General features: G+C 59.7%; 17 protein-coding genes and 1 pseudogene. All 18 read left to right on the top strand.

The genetic code is table 11. The annotated features are described in order from the left end of the window. Positions 1-2: 2 nt before the first annotated feature. The 18 genes and pseudogenes from U1A53_RS07500 to U1A53_RS07410 all read left to right on the top strand — a co-directional run bounded on the left by U1A53_RS07500 (position 3) and on the right by U1A53_RS07410 (position 20,466). Positions 3-1,382, top strand: a complete 1,380-nt coding sequence (locus U1A53_RS07500; protein WP_322280005.1) for a DUF1501 domain-containing protein — start codon at positions 3-5, stop codon at positions 1,380-1,382. 48 nt (positions 1,383-1,430) lie between these two features. Beyond that, positions 1,431-2,354 (top strand): alpha/beta hydrolase-fold protein, encoded by a 924-nt coding sequence (locus U1A53_RS07495; RefSeq protein WP_322280004.1) that lies wholly within the window; start codon positions 1,431-1,433, stop codon positions 2,352-2,354. A gap of 26 nt (positions 2,355-2,380) precedes the next feature. Beyond that, positions 2,381-4,111, top strand: a complete 1,731-nt coding sequence (locus tag U1A53_RS07490; RefSeq protein ID WP_322280003.1) for a hypothetical protein — start codon at positions 2,381-2,383, stop codon at positions 4,109-4,111. Positions 4,112-4,113: 2 nt separating this feature from the next. After that, positions 4,114-5,376 (top strand): right-handed parallel beta-helix repeat-containing protein, encoded by a 1,263-nt coding sequence (locus U1A53_RS07485; RefSeq protein WP_322280001.1) that lies wholly within the window; start codon positions 4,114-4,116, stop codon positions 5,374-5,376. Beyond that, a complete protein-coding gene (locus U1A53_RS07480) occupies positions 5,373-6,866 on the top strand; it encodes a sulfatase-like hydrolase/transferase (RefSeq protein WP_322280000.1) in 1,494 nt (497 codons plus the stop codon). Before U1A53_RS07485 ends, U1A53_RS07480 begins: the two co-directional genes overlap by 4 nt. 49 nt (positions 6,867-6,915) lie before the next feature. Next, positions 6,916-8,373: a sulfatase gene (locus U1A53_RS07475; protein ID WP_322279998.1), complete on the top strand. Its 1,458-nt coding sequence runs from the start codon at positions 6,916-6,918 to the stop codon at positions 8,371-8,373. Positions 8,374-8,397: 24 nt separating this feature from the next. Further along, positions 8,398-9,717: a sulfatase-like hydrolase/transferase gene (locus U1A53_RS07470; protein ID WP_322279997.1), complete on the top strand. Its 1,320-nt coding sequence runs from the start codon at positions 8,398-8,400 to the stop codon at positions 9,715-9,717. A 12-nt stretch (positions 9,718-9,729) separates the two neighbouring features. Continuing rightward, the gene (locus tag U1A53_RS07465; protein WP_322279996.1) at positions 9,730-11,202 is read left to right on the top strand and encodes an arylsulfatase; all 1,473 of its coding nucleotides are present in this window, start codon (positions 9,730-9,732) and stop codon (positions 11,200-11,202) included. Between the two features lie 73 nt (positions 11,203-11,275). Beyond that, positions 11,276-11,662 carry a hypothetical protein gene (locus U1A53_RS07460; protein WP_322279995.1) on the top strand — a complete coding sequence of 129 codons (387 nt, stop codon included), beginning with the start codon at positions 11,276-11,278 and terminating at the stop codon, positions 11,660-11,662. A gap of 2 nt (positions 11,663-11,664) precedes the next feature. After that, entirely contained in the window at positions 11,665-12,570 is a 906-nt protein-coding gene (locus tag U1A53_RS07455; protein ID WP_322279993.1) for an alpha/beta hydrolase, read from the top strand. A gap of 62 nt (positions 12,571-12,632) precedes the next feature. After that, complete coding sequence (locus tag U1A53_RS07450; protein WP_322279992.1) at positions 12,633-12,827, top strand: hypothetical protein; 195 nt, start codon at positions 12,633-12,635, stop codon at positions 12,825-12,827. Positions 12,828-13,061: 234 nt separating this feature from the next. Beyond that, positions 13,062-13,847, top strand: a complete 786-nt coding sequence (locus U1A53_RS07445; RefSeq protein ID WP_322279990.1) for a DUF1080 domain-containing protein — start codon at positions 13,062-13,064, stop codon at positions 13,845-13,847. Positions 13,848-13,927: 80 nt separating this feature from the next. Further along, on the top strand, positions 13,928-15,028 hold the full coding sequence (locus U1A53_RS07440) for an EVE domain-containing protein (protein ID WP_322279988.1): 1,101 nt from the start codon (positions 13,928-13,930) through the stop codon (positions 15,026-15,028). Between the two features lie 95 nt (positions 15,029-15,123). Further along, a complete protein-coding gene (locus U1A53_RS07435; protein ID WP_322279987.1) occupies positions 15,124-15,993 on the top strand; it encodes a sialate O-acetylesterase in 870 nt (289 codons plus the stop codon). A gap of 92 nt (positions 15,994-16,085) precedes the next feature. Further along, positions 16,086-16,838 (top strand): hypothetical protein, encoded by a 753-nt coding sequence (locus U1A53_RS07430; protein ID WP_322279985.1) that lies wholly within the window; start codon positions 16,086-16,088, stop codon positions 16,836-16,838. A gap of 22 nt (positions 16,839-16,860) precedes the next feature. After that, the gene (locus U1A53_RS07425; RefSeq protein ID WP_322279983.1) at positions 16,861-18,354 is read left to right on the top strand and encodes a sulfatase-like hydrolase/transferase; all 1,494 of its coding nucleotides are present in this window, start codon (positions 16,861-16,863) and stop codon (positions 18,352-18,354) included. Positions 18,355-18,614: 260 nt separating this feature from the next. Beyond that, a pseudogene (locus U1A53_RS07420) lies at positions 18,615-20,021 on the top strand (sulfatase-like hydrolase/transferase). A gap of 82 nt (positions 20,022-20,103) precedes the next feature. Next, complete coding sequence (locus U1A53_RS07410; RefSeq protein WP_322279982.1) at positions 20,104-20,466, top strand: hypothetical protein; 363 nt, start codon at positions 20,104-20,106, stop codon at positions 20,464-20,466. Positions 20,467-20,479: the final 13 nt, after the last annotated feature.

Below are 20,479 nucleotides of genomic sequence, written 5' to 3'. Positions count from 1 at the left end.
CCATGAACACGTCTCCACTTATCACCCGCCGTCATGCCTTGCAGACCGCTGCCTGCGGATTCGGGGCGCTCGCGCTCAATGGCATCGCCACAGCGGCCAGTTTGCCGCGTGGACTGCATCACACGCCGCGGGCGAAGCGCGTCATCTTCCTCTTCATGCACGGTGGACCGTCGCAGGTGGACACGTTTGATTACAAACCGAAGCTCCAGCAGATGGACGGCAAGAAGCTGCCCTTTGCACCGGCGAAGAACCTCGATCCATCGTCCACGAGCCAGGCGAAGCTGCTCGGCTCGCCGTGGAAGTTTTCGCAGCATGGCGAAGCGGGCCTGTGGGGTAGCGATTTGTTCCCCGAAGTGTCGAAGCGACTCGATGACTTGTGTGTCATCCGTTCCATGCAGAGCAAAGGCCAGTCGCACGGCCAGGCGGTGTGCATGATCCACACGGGCGCGGACAATTTTGTGCGTCCGTCCATCGGCTCATGGATCAGCTACGGTCTCGGCAGCGAGAACGCCGACCTGCCCGCCTTTGTGAGCATCAGTCCGCCCGCCACGCATGGTGGCCCGCGTAATTACGGCAGCGCTTTCCTGCCCGCCGCACATCAAGGCACCACCGTCGGTCGTGCAGGCAAGTTGGGCAAAGACGCCACCTTCCGCTTTCTCGACGCCACTGGCGATTCCGCCGGTCAGATGCGCAAGCTCGATTTGCTCCAAGCGATGAACCGCGAGCACTTCGAGCGCACACGCCACGCACCGGTCGAGGGCATGATCCAGAGCATGGAACTCGCCTTCCGCATGCAGCGCGAGGCCCCCGGCGTCATGGACATCGAAAACGAGCCTGCGCACATCAAGGCGCTCTACGGCATCGGCGATGCGGTAACGGACAACTACGGTCGCCAGTGCCTGCTCGCGCGTCGCTTCGCCGAATCCGGCGTGCGCTTCATTCAAGTCAGCACACCGAACGTCTGGGACCAGCACTCCGATCTCATCAAAGGTCACACCAAGAACGCCGCCGCCGTGGATCGTCCCATCGCCGGTCTGCTCGCCGATTTGAAGCAACGCGGCATGCTGGAAGACACCCTCGTCGTCTGGGGCGGCGAGTTCGGCCGCACGCCCATCGTGCAAGGTGCGAACGGTCGCGATCACAACCCGCAGGGCTTCACCATGTGGCTCGCCGGTGGCGGCGTGAAATCCGGCGTCGCGTATGGCGAAACGGACGACTTCGGCTACTACGCTGTGAAGGACAAAGTCCACATGCACGACCTGCATGCGACCATCCTGCACCTCCTCGGCATCGATCACTTGAAGCTCACCTATCGCTACGCCGGAAGAGACTTCCGCCTCACCGATGTGTATGGCGAAGTGGTGAACGGGATTTTTGCATGACGCGCTTTTGACGGGCAACAACCCCAGCCTGGCTGTCGTTCCCACGCGATGCTCCGCGCCCTTGTTTGCCTCCTCCTTGCCTCCACCAGTCTTGTCTTCGCTCAAAACGCGAAGAAGACCAAAGCTGCGGCGGAACCGCCTTTCTCGTGGGTTTCGCCGATGAATGCGGAGTCGGCGAAGAAGATTCTGCCTGTGACAGTGAAACACGCGACCTTCAAAAGCACCTCGATGGGCATCGACGTCGGTTATTACATCTACCTGCCGCCGGGGTATGAAACGAGTCAGGAAAAGTATCCGGTGGTGTATCATCTGCATGGCGGGAGGCCGGGCGCGGAGAACAAAGCAGTTCGCCTCGCGAGTTATGTGGATGCGGCGATTCAAAAAGGCACGATCAAGCCCACGATCTATGTTTTCCCGAATGGCGGACCGGTGAGCTGGTTTGACATGCCGGAGATGAAGCAGGGCATGGGCGAAAGCGTCTTCGTGAAGGAGCTCGTGCCGCACATCGACGCCATCTATCGCACCTGGGGCACACGCGAGGGGCGAGCGCTGGAGGGTTACTCGCAAGGCGGACGCGGCACCACCCGCATCATGTTCAAGCACCCGGAGCTGTTTCTCTCCGTGGCACCTGGCGGCTCAGGCTACGGCCCGGAGAAGCACATCCAGGAAAACGACGGCTACGAGAGCGAGAAACTCCGCTTCCTGCCGCTCGGCTACAACGCGTGGGACATCGCGAAGGCTTACGCGGAACGCAAAGACCGCCCGACGCTAAACATCCTCGTCTGGGACGGCACGAAGTGCTTCAACTACGACTTCAATTTGAAATTCTCGGCCTACCTGAAGGAACTGGGCATCGCGCATGAGTTCCTCTCGATCTCCGATGTGCCGCACACCGCCACCGGCAGCTACGACGTGAAAGGCGACGACATCATGCGCCATCACCAGGAGACTTTTGATCAACACCGCCCCTGAATCCGTTCACCTACTCCGCCATCGCCATGAAACTCACTCTATCCCTCCTCCTTCTCTCCCCCAGCCTGCTCCTCGCCGAGCTAAAGGTACCGCACTTCTTCAGCGATCATATGGTGCTTCAGCGCGAGCGTGCCGCGGCCATTTGGGGCAAGGCGGATGCGGGGGCGGAGGTTAGCGTGAGCTTCAAAGGCAAATCGGCATCGGCTAAAGCAGGTGCCGATGGCAAATGGCGGGCGCAGATCGAAACGGGCGCGGCGGATGCGGCGGGCGCGGTGCTAACGATCTCTGCCGGCAAGGACAAGCTCGAAATCAAAGACGTGCTCGTGGGCGAAGTGTGGTTCGCGTCGGGGCAGTCGAACATGTTTTACTCGATGAACCGCTCGCCGGAATACGCGGGGCTCATCGCGGAGTCGAAACATCCGGCGCTGCGCATGTTCAATGCGCCGCTGGTGACGGCGGCAGACAATCAGGACGACATCGAGGGCGTGTGGCAGGCCTCCACACCAGAAACGGTGCCTGGATTCTCCGCCGTGGCGTTTTTCTTCGCGCGGAAGCTGCATCTGGAGCTCGGCATTCCCGTCGGTGTGATCAAATCCGCGTGGGGTGGCAAGCCGGTGGAGACTTTTACCAGTCGCGAGGCACTGAACACGCTGCCGGGCACGAAAGCGCTCGTGGATGCGATGTTGAAGGACGAGGCCGGTTACGATCAAGCCAGGGCGGATGCAGCTTACGCGACGAAACTGGAGCAGTGGAAGGCCACGATGGCCGCAGCGAAGGGCAAATCCGCCGAAGAACGCAAACGCCTGCCGAAGAAGCCCGAGGTGCCAAAGCGTCCGCTGCTCACCGAGGGCAAGCCGGGCGTGCTGTTTGCCGCGATGATTCACCCCTTCACCGGCTACACGATGCGCGGCGCGATTTGGTATCAGGGTGAAGGCAACGCGAAGGCTGGAGCGGTGCCTTACGACCAGACGCTGCCGCTCATGATCAATGACTGGCGCAAGCGCTGGGCGGATGAGTTCAGCTTTTATTATGTGCAGCTCGCCAGCTATCGCGCGGCCTCAACCGCGCCCGGCACGCCTGATCCTTGGGCGCTTTGTCAGGATCGCATGCGACTTGTGCTCGGTACCACGCCGAAGACCGGCATGGCGATCATCAATGATGTCGGCGAAGCGAATGACATCCATCCAAAGAACAAAAAAGACCCCGGCGAACGCCTCGCACGCTGGGCTTTAGCCAAAGACTACGGCAAGGAGCTGATCTACAGCGGCCCGCTCTTCAAATCTAGCGAGATGAAGGACGGAGCGATCCGCGTGACCTTTGGTCAAAGCGGCACGGGGCTGAAATCACGCGATGGCGGTGCTTTGAAGCGTTTCGAGATCGCGGGTGCCGACAAAGTCTGGAAGTGGGCCGATGCGAAGGTGGATGGCGCCGACAGCGTGCTCGTCAGCAGTGCCGAAGTGAAGGCTCCCGCCGCTGTGCGCTACGCCTGGGCCTCGAATCCCGAAGGAGCGAATCTCGTGAACAGCGATGGCCTGCCTGCCTCCGTCTTCCGCACGGACGATTGGGACGACGTGGAGGTCAAAGTGGACACCAGTGCGCAAAAGGCCTCCGAGGAACGCCGCGCGATGGGTGTGGAGATCCGCGCCATCTCTGCCGAGCGTGCCAAACACGATCGCAAGAGCCCCGAGTATCAGGAGCTGAACAAGAAGTTTCAGGAGCTGATGGCGAAGTATAAAGAGGGAGCTCCGAAGAAGTGATCATGCGCCATCTCCTTGCCCTCCTCCTGCTCGCCAACGCGTCTGCCGCCGAGCTTTCTGTCACCTCGTATCCGTCCATCCAGGCCGCTTTGGATGCGAATCCAAACCGGATGATCTTCGTCCCCGCAGGCGACTATGTGATCACTGACAAGATTCGTGTGCGTGGTGAGCGCAGCGGGCTTTTTGGGCCGGGTCGCATCATTCAGCAGAATGCGGAGCAGCCGGTCATCGTCGTCGAGGACGCGAAGGAGGCAGAGATTCGTGATCTGACGCTCACGAGGCCTGAAGGGAAGATGGAGACACGTCAGGAAGGCATCGTGGCGATCAAATGCCGCGATCTCGTCATCGACAATGTCCGGGTCATAGACAATCGCAGCCCCGCCGGTGCGATCGCCGTGCGCGAAAGCCAGAACTGCCGCATCAGCCGTTGCCTGGTGCGGAATTACATGCGCTTGAGCGTGGACGACCGCACGGCGAACAAAGACCTCGGCTATGCCTTCAACTGCACGGACGGCACCGGCATCAGCGTGAGTTACAGCACCGGCACATTGATCGAGGGCAATCGTGTGACTGAAGACAACATGAAGCCAACGCCCGAACTCAAGGCGAAGCACAAGCTGGGCGACTGGATCAAGAAGAACGCGGAGAAGGGCAGCATCGTCAATCAAGCCACTTGGGACCTCAGCTACACCGACGCATGGCAGCAGGGCAGCGGCATCATCGTCACCGCTCCCATGGTGAGCGACCTCACACGCATCCTCGGCAATCACATCGAAAACGCCGCGCAGGGCATCGACCTGCACACCGATCACGTCATTGTGAGCAACAACATCATCGTGAACTCCTTCATGGGCATGAAAGCGATGCACGGCAGCCGCAACGTGCTCATCACGGGCAATCAGTTCACACGAAACAGCCTCTGGGCCATCGGCCTGATGCCTGGAGCCGCTGCGAACGCGGAGAACTTTGACGGCGGCTCGATCATCGCGAACAACATCATCTCCGACTTCGGCCATGGTGACGCGCACTGGATCTGGGGCGACGAACGCTCGCCCTTCAAGTTCGATACCGGCCAGCAGCCGGACGATCCGCCGCTCACCGATGTGATCATCACCGGCAACGTCGTCCACAGCATCGGCAAACCGCGCTACAAATACGCCGTCATCATCGCTGGCGGCCCGAACACACCACGCGGCATGCATTTCTCCAACAACCTCTTCCCAGCAGGCGCACAGGGCATTTCCAACACTGATCTTCCACCATGAAACACTCCTCAATCTGGTTTCTCATCCTCCTCTTGGCATTCGTCATCCCTCATTCGTCATTTTCGGCGAAGCCGAACCTTCTCTTCATCCTCGTGGATGACCAGTCGCCCTTTGATTTGAAGATGTACAATCCGCAATCGACGCTCCAAACGCCCAATTTGGACAAGCTGGCGGCGCAGGGGATGATCTTCGACGGAGCTTATCACATGGGCTCCTTCAGCGGCGCGGTGTGCATGCCTTCGCGCCATATGATCATGAGCGGTCGCACGGTGTGGCACCTGCCGCCCGCGCCTTGGGGATCGAAGACGAGTCCACCGGCGCTGGAGCAGCAGACGATCCCGGCGGTTTTCAATCACGCCGGCTATGCCACCATGCGCACCTGCAAGATGGGAAACAGCTACGAGGCCGCGAACAAGCTCTTCACCGTGCGCAAGGATGCCTCCAAACGCGGTGGTGATGATGAAAGCGGAAGCACCTGGCATGGCGACCAAGTCATGAATTACCTGAAGGATCGCGAAGCCGCGAAGGATGCGACGCCCTTCCTCATCTATTACGGTTTCTCGCACCCCCACGACACGCGCGATGGCAGACCGGAGCTGCTGGCGAAGTACGGTGCCACGAATCACACCGACGAAGCGAATCCGCCTTCGCTGCACAGCCTGCAACCACCGTTGCCCTCGAACTATCTCGCCAAGCACCCCTTTGACACCACCGACTCCGGCGTGCGCGACGAAGTGGCCGTCAGCGGCGTGTGGAAGCGCCGTGATGAGGCCAGCATTCGCAACGAAATCGGCCGCCAGTATGCATGCAGCGAGAACATCGACATTCAAATCGGTCGCGTCTTGAAGAAGCTCGAAGAAGCCGGCGAACTCGACAACACCTACATCATCTACACCGCCGACCATGGCATCTCGATCGGCCGCCATGGCCTCATGGGGAAACAAAACCTCTACCAGCACACCTGGCGCGTGCCCTTCATCGTCAAAGGCCCCGGCATCGCCGCCGGAACACGCGTGGAAGGCAACATCTACCTGCTCGACGTGCTCGCCACGCTCTGCGATCTCGCCGGTGTCACGCCGCCGGAGACAAACGAAGGCCTCAGTTTCAAGCCCGTGCTCGAAGGCAAAACGAAAAATATCCGCGACGTGCTTTACGGAGCTTACAGCGGCGGCAGCAAGCCCGGCATGAGGTGCGTGAAGCAGGGCGACTGGAAGCTCATCCGCTATGAGGCCCCGGATCGTAGCGTGAATGAAACGCAGCTCTTCAACCTCGCCGAAAACCCGCACGAACTGCTCCCGGAGCATGGCAAGCCAAACCTAGCCACCGATCCGAAGCACGCCGACAAGCTCAAGGAGATGGAAGCGCTGCTCCTCGCCGAAATGCGTCGGCTGGATGATCCCTACCGCTACTCAAATCAGCCCGGTGATGATCTGCCCACGCCGCCCGCCAAAGCCGCAAAGGCAAAGAAAGGGAAGAAGGCCAAGGAGTAACGGGTTTGGGTGGAAGATGGAGGCAGCGGCAGTCGTTCGCAGCAACTCCATGAAGTTCCTTAGCCTCCTGCTTATCCTTCTTTCGTCATTGCATCTCGCAGGCGCGGGATCATTCGCCGCAGAGCCGCGTCCGAACATCCTTTTTCTCTTCGCCGATGATCAGCGCCACGACACGCTGAGCTGCGCAGGACATCCCATCGTGCAGACGCCGACGATTGATCGTCTCGCAGCCGATGGTGTGCGCTTCAGCAATGCGCATGTCACCACCGCCGTCTGCTGGGTGAGCCGCGCTGTCGTGCTCACCAGCCAGTGGGCGCGCACGCATGGGAAGCGCGATGCGGTGCCGCAGGTGTTGCCGGAATCCTTGACCACGATGTTCCCTGAGGTGCTGCGACAGGCGGGCTATCGCACCGGGCACTTTGGCAAGTGGCACATGATTGCGCCACCGGGATTCAAGCCCGAGGAACACTACGACGAGTACGAGGCCATCGGCCGCAATCCCTACTTCAAGACCATGCCGGATGGCTCGAAACGCCATGAGACCGACATCGTGTGTGATCGCGGCATTGAGTTCATCAAGTCACAGCCAAAAGACAAGCCCTTCTGCCTGAATCTGTGGTTCAACGCCGCTCATGCTGAAGACAACGATCATCGTCCAGGCATTGGTTTGTATCCGTGGCCGCCGTCTGTGGATGGCATGTATGAGGACCGCAGCATTCCGCCGCCGCGCCTTGGCGATGCGGCCATCTTTGACGCGCATCCGCAGTTCCTCAAAGACAGCATCAACCGCGAGCGCTTCTTCTGGGGCTATGACACACCGGAAAAGTATGAGACGAACGTGCGCGCCTACTACCGCATGATCAGTGGCATCGACAAAGCCATCTCGCGCGTGCTTGCCGCGCTCAAAGAAGCTGGTCTCGCCGACAACACGATCATCGTCTATTCCGCCGACAATGGCTACTACCTCGGAGATCGCGGCTTCCAGGGCAAATGGTCGCACTATGAGGAGGCGCTGCGCATTCCGATGATCGTCTGCGATCCACGTCTGCCCCAAGAGAAGCGTGGCAAAGTGTGCGACGACCTCGTGCTGAATGCCGACCTCGCTCCCACCTTCCTCGACTGGGCTGGTGTCAATCGTCCCGATGCATATGAAGGGCGCAGTCTCTCCACGTTGATCGAAGGCAAAGGCAGCGACAAACCCTGGCGCACACACTTCTTCTGCGAGCACGTCGATCTCGCTCCGACGCTGACGTGGGAAGGCATCCGTGATCAGCGCTATGTCTATGCGCGCTACTTCGACCAACAGCCCGTTTTCGAGTTCCTGCATGATTTGCAAACCGACCGCGATGAACTGAAGAACCTCGCCACCGATCCCGCGCAGGCCGAAACTTTGAAGAAAATGCGCGCGCTCTGCGACGCGGAGATGAACGCACGCGGCGGTGCCTTGCTCCCAAGTGATCAGCGCGGCTCCAAAAAGCCCGCCAAAGGCAAGGCGAAGAAGAAGTGACGAATCCCAATCCCACCGCACACCATGAAGCTCCTCGCCCTCCTCCTTTCGTCATTCGTCATTCTACATTCGTCATTTTCGGCGCAGCCGAACATCATCCTCATCATGGCCGATGACTTCGGCTATGAATGCGTCACCGCGAACGGCGGCGAATCGTATCAGACGCCGCATCTCGACCGCCTCGCGGCGAACGGCATGCGCTTCGAGCACTGCCACTCGCAGCCGCTTTGCACACCCACACGTGTGCAGCTCATGACGGGCAAATACAACGTGCGGAATTACCTGAACTTCGGCACGCTCGTGCGCACAGAGACGACCTTTGGGCATCTCATGAAGAAAGCGGGTTATGCCACCGGCATCTGCGGCAAATGGCAGCTCGGGCGCGAGAAAGACTCGCCGCAGCATTTCGGATTCGATGAGTCGCTGCTCTGGCAGCAGACACGCCGCCCGCCGCGCTATGCGAATCCCGGCCTCGAACTTAACGGCGAGGAAAAAGAATACCCGCAGGGCAGCTACGGCCCCACGCTCATCAATGACTTCGCGCTCGAATTCGTCACGCGGCACCAGGAGAAGCCCTTCTTCCTCTACTACCCGATGATCCTCACGCACGATCCCTACCAGCCCACTCCGGACAGCGCAGACTGGGATCCCAAGATCAGCAGCGAGGCCAAGCAGCGCGATGTGAAGCACTTCGCCGAGATGGTGGCCTACATGGACAAGATGATCGGTCGTCTTGATGCAAAGCTCGGCGAGCTGGGCATCCGCGACAACACGCTGCTCCTCTTCACCGGCGACAACGGCACCGGCAAGGGCGCGACGTCCCGTTTCAAGGGCGCCGACTTCCCCGGCGGCAAGGGCAGCACCACACACAGCGGTCATCATGTGCCTCTCATCGCAAGCTGGCCCGCCGTGATGAAGCAGGGCCGCGTGAACCGCGACCTCGTCAGTTGCGCCGACTTTCTCCCGACTCTCTGCGCCGCCGCCGGAGCTTCGGTGCCCGAGGGCCTCGACGGCATCAGCTTTCTCCCCCAGCTCCGTGGTGAAACGGGCACGCCGCGTGAGGCCATTTACATGTGGTATTCGCCGCGCCAGGGAAACGATCCCAAAGTGAAGGAGCTGGCCTTCGATCATCGCCACAAGCTCTATCGCACCGGCGAGCTTTATGACCTTCAATCCGATCCCATGGAGAAAACACCGCTGACTGGCGATCAACCCGCCAGAGCCAAACTCCAGGTCGTCCTCAATCAATACACAGAAGCTCGTCCCGCCGAACTCGATCGCCAGTTTGAGACGGCGACACCCAAAACTCCGAAGAAGGGCAAAAAGAAGAACAAGGCCAAGTGATGCCCGCTCACCATGAAGCGCCTCATTCTCATCTTCTTCGCCCTTGGCGCTTCGCTCTTCGCCGAAAAGCCCAACATCCTCTACATCCTCGCCGATGACCTCGGCTATGGCGATGTGCAGTGCCTGAATCCGCAGCGCGGGAAGATCGCCACACCGCACCTCGACAAGCTCGCGGCGCAGGGCATGACCTTCACGGATGCGCACAGCGGATCGTCCGTTTGCACACCCACACGCTACGGCTTGCTGACGGGGCGCTACGCGTGGCGCACACGCTTGCAAGCGGGTGTGCTCGATGGTGGCAATGACGAGCCGCTCATCGCCGCCGACCGGCTCACGGTGGCAGGTTTGCTGAAGGCGCAGGGCTACACCACGGCCTGCATCGGCAAGTGGCATCTCGGGTTTCAATCCAAGAGCGCGACGACCAAGAACGACAAAAAGAAAGGGATGGGCAGAGCCGGGCTGCCCGTCGGCGCGGAGATCATCGGCGGGCCGGTGACGCGTGGCTTCGATCTGTTCTGGGGCTGCTCAAATGCCCGCACCATGTCCGCCTTGATTGAGGGAGATCGTGTCATCGAAACCATCGAGCCAATCACCATGCTGCCGCGTCTCGGGAAGCGTGCCGTGAGTTATGTGCAGGAGCACGCCGCGGATGCGAAGGAAGGAAAACCCTTCTTTCTCTACCTGCCGCTCACCTCGCCGCACACGCCCATCCTGCCCACCCCCGAGTGGCAGGGAAAGAGCGGCCTCGGAGACTACGGCGACTTCGTCATGATGACCGATGCCATCGTCGGCGATGTGCTCAACGCGCTCGATCAGGCTGGCCTCGCGAACAACACGTTCGTTTTCTTCACCGCCGACAACGGCTGCTCACCCCAGGCTGGCACCGGCAAACTCGAACAGCAGGGCCACTTCGCCAGCGAGCGGCTTCGCGGCTACAAGGCCGACATCTGGGACGGCGGACATCGCGTGCCGTTCTTCGTCCGCTGGCCGGGCAAGGTAAAAGCAGGCTCGCAAAACGCCAAGCTCATCTGCCACACCGATTTGATGGCCACCTGCGCTGAAATCCTTGGCTTGAAGCTGCCAGAGAACGCTGCCGAAGACAGCGTGAGTCTGCTTCCTGCACTGCTCGGCACGGAAAGCACATCGCTTCGTCAAAGCGTCGTCCACCACAGCATCAATGGCCGCTTTGCCGTGCGTGAAGGCCGCTGGAAACTCTGCCTCTGTCCCGGCTCCGGCGGATGGGGAAAGCCCGGCGATGCCGACGCGAACAGACAAGGCCTGCCCCCGGTGCAACTCTACGATCTCAACACCGACATCGCCGAAACCAAAAACCTCAGCGCCGAGCATCCCGACATCGTCGCCAAACTCACGCAGCAACTCGAAGCCAGCATCGCCAACGGCCGCAGCACACCCGGCGCGAAGCAGGCCAATGATGCCGCGATTGTCATCTTCAAGTCGAACAAGGGCGCGGCAGCAAAGAAATAGAACTCTCCGCCCAATGACAAGGAACCAAATCATTTCGGAACTACAGTCAGTTTGTTTGCCGTACTTCAACACGTTGGCTGACGAACTACGCAAACTTCATCCGAGCTTCACTATCGAGGTTCGCGATGGTTCTATCGGAGGCTTGACTGCTTTTCAGGGCCACTATGCGTATATCGAGTGCTTTCGTGCTGGTAATGATTATCCAGAACCAAACTGCGTGGCTATCGAGGTTTGCGTTCGGAATCTCGACATGGAACCAATGCTCAGCACGCTTGATGTTAGTTGGGGAGGTGATGGCATTTCGCCTTGCGAGTTGGCATCAGGGTTGGACAAAGAAATTCCCTGGGGAGAGTCCGCCGTCATCGAAATTCAATCCATGCTTCCAAGGTTATCGTCCGAACTGAGCAAGGCTCTTCAATCATGGGAAACAACATATCCATCCAACCAAGCCAAAGAATAACCATGAAACTCTTCTCCATCCTCCTCATCGCCCTCTGTGGTGCATCGCTTGCCGCTGAAAAGCCCGCCAAAGCCAAAGGCGGCATTGGTGCCGATGCTCCAGCCGGCAAACCCTACATCTACAAGACCTCTGCTGGCAAAGAGCGCCAGATGGAGATCTACTTTCCGCCGAATCACGATCCCGCGAAGTCGAAGGTGCCCGGCATGATCCTTTTCCACGGCGGCGGATGGGGCGGCGGCTCGTTGGGGCAATTCCGCATCGCCTGCGCTTACTTTGCCAGTCGTGGACTCGTCTGCGCCACGTCGGAGTATCAGATGCTCAACAAGGCCGATGCCGCGAAACTGCCCGCAGGCGAAACACGCAAGCGTGTGTGCGTCACCGACGCCAAAAGCGCCATCCGTTGGTTCAAACAACACGCAGGCGAACTCGGCATCGACCCGCAGCGCATCATCACCGGCGGCGGATCGGCCGGCGGACACATCAGCGCCCTTGCCACGATGAATCCCGGCCTCAACGACCCCGCCGACCCAACGGACATCGACACCAGCATCGTCGCCTACCTATGGTTCAATCCCGCCTTCGCCACCGATGACGACAAAGACCCCGAAATCGACATACTGCGCCATCTGAAGGCCGATCTCCCGCCCGCCATCGCCTTCTTCGGCGATCAGGACTCCTGGAAAAAAGGCTGGGACACCGCCCACGCCAAATGGAAGTCCCTCGGCACGAAAACCATCGATCTCCAGATCGCCCCCGGTCAGGCGCACAGCTTCTTCAACAAAGACCCCTGGCAAACCGTCACCCTCATCGCCGCCGACAAGTTCCTCGTGAAACACGGCCTCCTCACCGGCGAACCAACGAAGACGATGCCCGCGAGCGGCGAGACGCTGGATCCAGCACAGCCTTGAATCAGGCTGCCACCGTCCTACCATCGCCGCCATGGCTCCGCTGCCGTCCTTCCATTTGCGAAATGTCCACGAAGTCCTACACTCATCCCATGCCAGCCCACAAGAACCAACGCCACATCACCTGGCAGGAAGCGGTCGAGCAAGGTCGTCGCAACCGGCGTCAGGCCGCGACGCTCGAATCACGCAATGGGCCACAGCAAGTGGCCAGATCGGCAGCCCGGCCGATTTCGCAGCGCGACTCGACGGTGCGCAAGTAGGCACGGAACTGCTCGAAATCTTCCGCGAGACACCCGAGTTTGGGCGATCGCTACACGCACCTCTGGGCGCAAGGTTTTGTGAATCCGAATTGGCAGTAAAATGGGGGCAGCAGAATGAAACCTCACCCAATTCTACTGCCATCATTCTGCTGCCATCAATGAAACGTCAAAATCACAAATGGTGATGACTCGCGGAATAAAGCCGCCTCCATCAATCCAAGACTCCACCACTCCATGCGCCCATTCCTCACCGCTCTCCTCATTTCGTCATTCGTCATTCCGCATTCGTCATTGGCCGTCGAAGACGGCTTCACCCCTCTCTTCAACGGCAAAGACCTCACCGGCTGGGATGGCGACCCAAAGCTCTGGAAGGTCGAGAACGGCATCGTCATCGGCACCAATCCCGCGCCCGAGGCCATGGCAAACAACAGCTTCCTCATCTGGCGCGGCGGCAAAGTGAAGGACTTCGAGCTGCGCGCCACCGTCCGCGTCATTGGCGACAACAACAGCGGCATCCAATACCGCAGCCGCGAGCTGCCGGAGGTCGCCCCGTGGGTCATCACCGGCTACCAGTGCGACATCCATCCCGCCATCGAGCACACCGGCATGACGTATGAGGAAAAGGGCCGCGGCATCTTCGGCCTCAACGGAAAAAACGTCCTCCTCGACCCCGACGGCGCCCTCTGGCAGCTCAGCGAACACGCGCCTGTGAAGGCAGACGTCAGCCAGTGGAACGAATACATCATCATCGCCAAGGGCAACCGCCTCACCCATCAAATCAACGGCCAGCCCACCTCCGAACTCATCGACCACGACGAAAAGAAACGCGCGCTTGAAGGCCGCCTCGCCATCCAGCTCCATCGCGGCAACCCCAACCGCGTCGAAATCAAAGACCTCCGCCTCAAAGTGCTGCCAGAGTCACCGCTCGTGCCCTTCGATGCCGCGAAACTCTCCACTGCCACCAAGATCGAGAAACCCCGCACCAGCAGTCCACAAGGGACGGGGCCGGTGAAGAAGTAACCGAGATTGATAATAGCGCGAGCCGCACGTAAAAGTTTCCGGGAACTTCCTTTCCACCCAATCTGTTTCTCAACTAACCCATGAACTACTGGCTCGATCTATTTACAGGCGTGAGCTGGGACGAATTTCGGAAGGCAGGCAGCAATGTCACAGGCTTTAGGGAATCTCGATGGAACACTCTCCAAAAGATCAAGAACGGCGACATTTTCCTTTGCTACCTGACAGGTGTATCGCGGTTCGTGGGTCTCCTTCAGGTCACGGGCAAGCCGTTCAAAGACAACACGCCCATCTGGAAGGATCAAGTTTTCCCGTGCCGATTGCCAGTGAAGCCTTTGCTCGTGCTCGATCCTGAGTTTGGCATATCAGTCCACGACTTTCGGGATCGTCTCTCCTGCTTTATCAACGCAAGTTCTCAGCACGCATGGACGGGAGCGTTTCGTGGCTCTCCGGCGAAGTGGTCTAGCAGTGACGGCAAGGCGGTGGCAGATGCTCTTCGTCACGCACAGCAGAATCCCCGAAAACTTCCGACCGATCCCCGCAAGCTGGCTCGAAAGCCCAGGGCCTTCTTCGGCAAAGATAAGAAAGCAGTGACCATTCCAGATGATGATGAACTTACGTTACATCAAAAGTCGGCAAGCGCGCAGTCGCCGACGGAACACACCGAGATACAGGCACTCCTGCTCAGGCTTGGAGCGGACATGGGTTTCGATGTTTGGGTGGCCCGCAATGATCGCGGGAGAACATGCAACGGCGCGACATTGGGCGAGATGCCGAAGATGAAGGAATCGCTTCCACTCCAATTCGACGATGCCACGAACCGCACCATCGAGTTGATTGATGTTCTCTGGCTCAAAGGCAACTCCATCGTAGCTGCTTTTGAAGTAGAGAGCACGACTTCGATCTATTCCGGCTTGCTACGGATGTCCGACCTAACTGCGATGCAGCCCAACTTGAATATTCCTCTTTATCTCGTCGCACCAGATGACCGCAGGGACAAAGTCTTCAGTGAGATCAACAGGCCCACTTTCAGCCACTTGAACCCGCCGCTGTCAGATTCCTGCCGATTCATCGCCTTCTCCGAACTCAAACAGAAGATCAAGGAGGTTGGCGCTTATCTTCGCTTCATGAAGCCTGAGTTCCTCGAAGAACTGTCCGAGGAATGCACGCTGGATGATGACTGAAGGTCCAACTGCCGTGAGGTTGAGTCATCTGCCTTTCTCTGCGTCCTCTCGATCTCTGCGGTGTAAAATCAACGTGCGGCCATCGTTCACGCATCATGCACCGCACCATCGCCATTCTCCTCCTCGCCCTCTGCCCTTCGCTCTTTGCGCAGAAGGCCAAGAAAGCCGCCACACCACCGCCGACGAAGCCACCGTTGGAGGCGGTGGATATCACGAAGCTGCCGGAGGGTGCGACGCAACTCGATCTGTTCCTGCTCATGGGCCAGTCGAACATGAAAGGGCGCGGCGTGATGCCGGAGGAACCGAAGCGTGATCCGCGCATCGTCATGATGCATCTCAAAGACGACCAGTGGTATCTCGCGCGGCATCCGCTGCATCTCACGGGCGATGCGAAGACCTTCCAAGGACACGACAACGCCGGTGTCGGCCCCGGACTGGCCTTTGCGGAGGCGATTGCCGCGGCGAACCCGAAGCTCGCCATCGGCCTCGTTCCCTGCGCGGTCGGTGGATCGTCAATCAAGCTCTGGCAGAAGGACGCGAAGCTCTACGAAGAGGGACTGCGCCGGGCGAAACTCGCCATGCAAACCACCGTGCCGGTGAAAGCCCGCATTCGCGGCGTCATCTGGCTGCAAGGCGAGGCGAACGCGAATCCGCAGGAGCTGCCTCAACATACGGAGCGTCTGCGTGCGATGATCGAAGCCCTCCGCGCCGATCTCGCGCTGCCGGAGCTGCCCTTCATCGCCTGCACCATCGGCGAGATGAAGCCGGAGCCGCTGCTCACGAATCTCAAGGCGATGAATGAGATCCAGCTCGCCCTGCCGAAGTCAGTGCCACACACGGCCTGCGTCGATGCCCGCGATTTGAAGACGCACATCGGCGATGCCGTTCATTTCGACACCGCCGCGCAGAACGAGATCGGGAAGCGTTTTGCCGCGAAGCTCCTCGAACTCCTTTCCCAAAAGTGAGTGCCTACGGAACACACAGAACACCCGGAAAGGAACATCTGATCACTGGGAGGCTTGGATTTCCGTGTCTTCCGCGTATTCCGTAGGCCATCATGACTCTTTCTCTCCTCATCCCTCACTTTCTCGCCATCAGCCTTGTCGCCTCCGCGCAAGATGACGCCACCTGGCTCCGCGAAAAAGGCACGCTCATCTTCCACGATGCCTTCGAGCGTGAAGAAGACGGCAACCTCGCCAAGGCCATCGGCAACGGCTGGAACAGCGCCACGGCGGATCGCGTGCCGCACATCAAGATGGCAGACCTGGATGAAGGCATCCTCAAGATCGCCAGCGCCTCCGTCGAGGCCAAACACGCGGCGCACATTCATCATGAGGCGGGTTTTGCCGATGGTGGCGCGGTGATTCGATTCCGTTTTCCAGGCCTCAACAAGGCGGAGACGCTTCAACTTGGGTTCGTGGACCGTGAGACAAAGGGCATCTGGGCCGGACACCTCTGCTACGGCATCCTTTCGCAAGCCAGCATCACACTGACCGATCACAAAACCGGCATCATGAACCTGGAGAATCGCAAACGCCGCGACGAAGCGGTGGCGAAGAAGGAGAAAGTCCCCGCTGATCTCGAAGCGCTGCTGAAGACCAAAAGCATCAACGTTCCCTACAAAGCCGACACCGAATGGCATGAGCTCGTCCTCGTCACCGAAGGCGATGAAATGCGCCTGAGCATCGACGGCAAGCTGCTCGCGAAGCATCGCTCGGAAGGTTTCGCACATCCGATGAAACGTTGGTTCAGTTTTCTCGTGAACAACACCGTCTGGATCGACGATGTGAAGATCTGGAAGGTTCGTTGAAGTCCCGCACACATCCCATCTCATGAAAACATCACTGCTTCTATCCCTCTGCCTCACTGCTTGGTGCGCATCACTCCAGGCCGCCACGCCAAACATCATCCTCATGATGGGCGATGACCACGGCTGGGAGGAAACCGGTTACAACGGTCATCCGCATGTCAAAACGCCCGTGCTGGACGAGATGGCGGCCACAGCCTTGAAATTCGAGCGCTTCTACGCCGCACATCCGAGCTGCTCGCCCACGCGGGCGAGTTTCCTCACCGGACGGCATCCGAACCGCATGGGCACCTTCACGCCGGGCTGGTCCTTCCGGCCGGAGGAGATCACCAGCGCGCATCTTTTGAGCCAAGCAGGCTATCACTGCGCCCATCTCGGCAAATGGCATGTCGGCGCGGTGAAGAAGGAGTCGCCTGTGAGTCCGCTGTCGATGGGATTTCATGAGTGCCTCTCGCATGACAACTTCTTCGAGATGAACCCCTCGCTCTCGCGCAATGGCGGGCCGCCGGAGCTTTTCAAAGGCGAAAGCTCCGAGATCCTCATCCGCGAGGCCATTCAAGTCATCGAACGCGCCCAGAAAGCCGGGAAGCCATTCTTCCAGGTCATCTGGTTCGGCTCGCCGCATGAGCCTTACAGCGGTTTGCCCGAAGACCTCGCGCTTTACGACGACCTGCCCGCGAAATACACGAAGCTGGTCAAACTCACCTCGAACGAAACCGGTGCTGCCACCAAGCGTCCACAAGGCGAAGTTCTGCGCGAGCGCTACGCCGAAATCACCGCCATGGACCGCGCCATCGGTACCTTGAGAAAACATCTCGCCCAAAACGGCCTGCGCGAAAACACCCTGCTCTTCTACTGCGGCGACAACGGCACCTCGCCTGATGCCGCGCTGGGTTTTCCGCATCGCGGAGCCAAGGCAGAGGTGTATGAAGGCGGCACACTCGTGCCCGGCCTCATCGAGTGGCCCGCGCGCATTCCAAAGCCGCGCAGCACCAGCGTCCGCGCCAGCACCAGTGATCTGCTGCCCACCGTGGCCGCCATTGCAGGACAATCACTGCCTGATCGCCCGATAGACGGCATCGACCTCGCGCCGGTTCTCAATGGCACCATGACAGCGCGGCCCACGGCACTGCATTTTTGGGAGTATCAAGCCGCAGGCACCAAAGTGGCCGGCGCGAAGCCCTACATCGCGCCCGAGCTTCAGCAGGGCACGACGCCGCTCGTGAAAAAGATGGGTGGCAAGGCCACGCGGGACTTCACCAACTTCCACCATCCCGTCATCACCGAGGACGATCATCTCGGCGCACGCTCCATCATTGAGGGCGACCACAAGCTCGTCATCCATGAGCAGAAAAACGGCGCACCAAAGATCGAGCTCTTCGATTTGAAAGCTGATCCCGCCGAGAAAACAAACCTTCTCGAACAAAAGCCCGAACTCGCCAAGGAACTCCAGTCCAAGCTCCGTCAATGGCAGGACAGCGTGCTGAAAAGCCTCACCGGCGCGGACTACCAGAAGTGAAGTCTGTCGTAGGCAGGATGTGTTCGGCGGATTGAGCTTCGCAGCGCCCAAAGCATCCTCCGCCGAACTATCCGGCCAGCTTGGGAGGCATGCGAGCCTCGTAGAGCATTCGCCAACGCCCCGCAGCCGGATAGTTTGGCGATCATGCGTCATACCGTGGTGCCAGCTTCTCGCGCCAAACACATCCGCCCAACAACCTTGAGGCATTCCGCCGATCTTCGCCGCAAGCTGCGCAGCCACGATGCGTTTCCACACGCTCCATGAAGCTTGTCCTTGCCTGTCTCTTCGCCCTCTGCCCTTCGCTCTTCGCCGCGAAGCCCAACGTGCTCTTCCTCTTTGCCGACGACTACACCTACGAGGCTGTGCGCGCCTTCGGCCACACGGACATCGACACGCCAAACCTCGACCGCCTCGCCGCGCGGGGCACGACGTTCACGCGCGCTTACAACATGGGCTCTTGGAGCGGCGCGGTGTGCGTGGCCAGCCGCACGATGCTGAACACCGGGCGCAGCGTGTGGGACGCGGACTCGGTTTACAAGACGACCGACAAGGAACGCCAGTCCGGCGTGCTCTGGCCGTAGCTCATGCAAAAGGCCGGTTACAAGACCTACATGACGGGCAAGTGGCACATCCAGACCGATGCCGCGAAGTGCTTCGATGTGGTGAAGGATGTGCGCGCTGGCATGCCGAAGACGGTTCCCACCGCCTACAACAGGCCCATCGCCGATCAAACCGATGCCTGGAGCCCGTTCGACGAGACAATCGGCGGCTTCTGGGAAGGCGGCACGCATTGGAGCGAGGTCGTGCGCGACAACACGCTCGGTTTCCTCGCCGATGCGAAGCAGCAGGAGAAGCCCTTCTTCATCTACGCCGCGTTCAATGCGCCGCATGATCCGCGTCAGGCTCCGAAGGAGTTCATCGACATGTATCCGCTCAGCCGCATGCAGATGCCGCAAAATTTCCTGCCCGAATACCCGCACAAGGACGACATCGGTTGCTCGCACAAACTGCGTGATGAAAACCTCGCGCCCATGCCGCGCACGGAGCTTTCCGTGAAGACGCACCGCCAGGAATACTACGCGCTCATCACGCACCTCGACGTTCAGATCGGCAAGATCCTCGACGCGGTGGATGCGAACGGTCAGGCCGACAACACCTGGATCTTCTTCACCGCCGACCATGGTCTCGCCGTCGGGCATCACGGTTTGTTCGGCAAACAGAACATGTATGACCACAGCGTGCGCGTGCCCTTCCTCGTCGCCGGTCCCGGCGTGGCGAAAGGCGCGAAGAACGATGCCGCGATCTACCTGCAAGACGTGATGGCCACTGCGCTCGATCTCGCCGGAGCCGAGAAGCCGAAGCACGTCTTCTACAACAGCCTCCGCCCGCTGCTGAATGGCGGGCAGAAGCAATCGAACTACGAATCCGTCTATGGTGCTTATCTGGAACTCCAACGCGCCATCACGCACGACGGTTGGAAATTGATCGCCTATCCAAAGGCCAAAGTCCTCCGCCTCTACCACCTCGCCCAAAACCCGCAGGAGATGAACGACCTCGCTGCGAACCCCGAACATGCCGCGATGAAGAAAAGCCTCTTCGAGCGCCTCGTGAAGCTCTCTGCCGAGATGGGGGACAGGGTGGATTTGGCAAAAGTGTTTGCTGAATAAGCCGCAAGGAATGCGCAGTGATTGAAAATGCCGGAGGGCAAACGGGCCATAGGCTGCCAGCATGAAAATGCCTCACTTCTGGATGCTGGTGCTTTTGATGACGGGGTCCGCCTTGGCGGGAACGCAATATGACGTGCGTTGTACGGACGCAAAATGTGGTTTCACGACCACCATCGGCATCGGTGGCGGGCGAATGTTTGAGGAGGCTTCGGGTTACTGCCAAAAATGTGCCAAGTCCGTGTCCGTGACATGGAAGCGCGAGGGCAAACCACGTCCGCTGCCCTTGAGATTCTGGGATGCGCTCACGGGACGAATGAGGGAGATCTTCAACTGCCCTGCCTGCAAGACGCCTTTCGTGAACATGGAGCAAATTGAGGATCTGAAACACTGCCCGAAGTGCGGCAAAGACTCGCTGAAATCAAAACGGACGGTCATGTACGATTGACCCAATGGCGGGC

It is taken from the genome of Prosthecobacter sp. (assembly GCF_034366625.1).
Taxonomy (GTDB): domain Bacteria; phylum Verrucomicrobiota; class Verrucomicrobiia; order Verrucomicrobiales; family Verrucomicrobiaceae; genus Prosthecobacter.
Note: the sequence above shows the minus strand (reverse complement) of the source record. Positions and strands in the feature narration are given on the sequence as shown.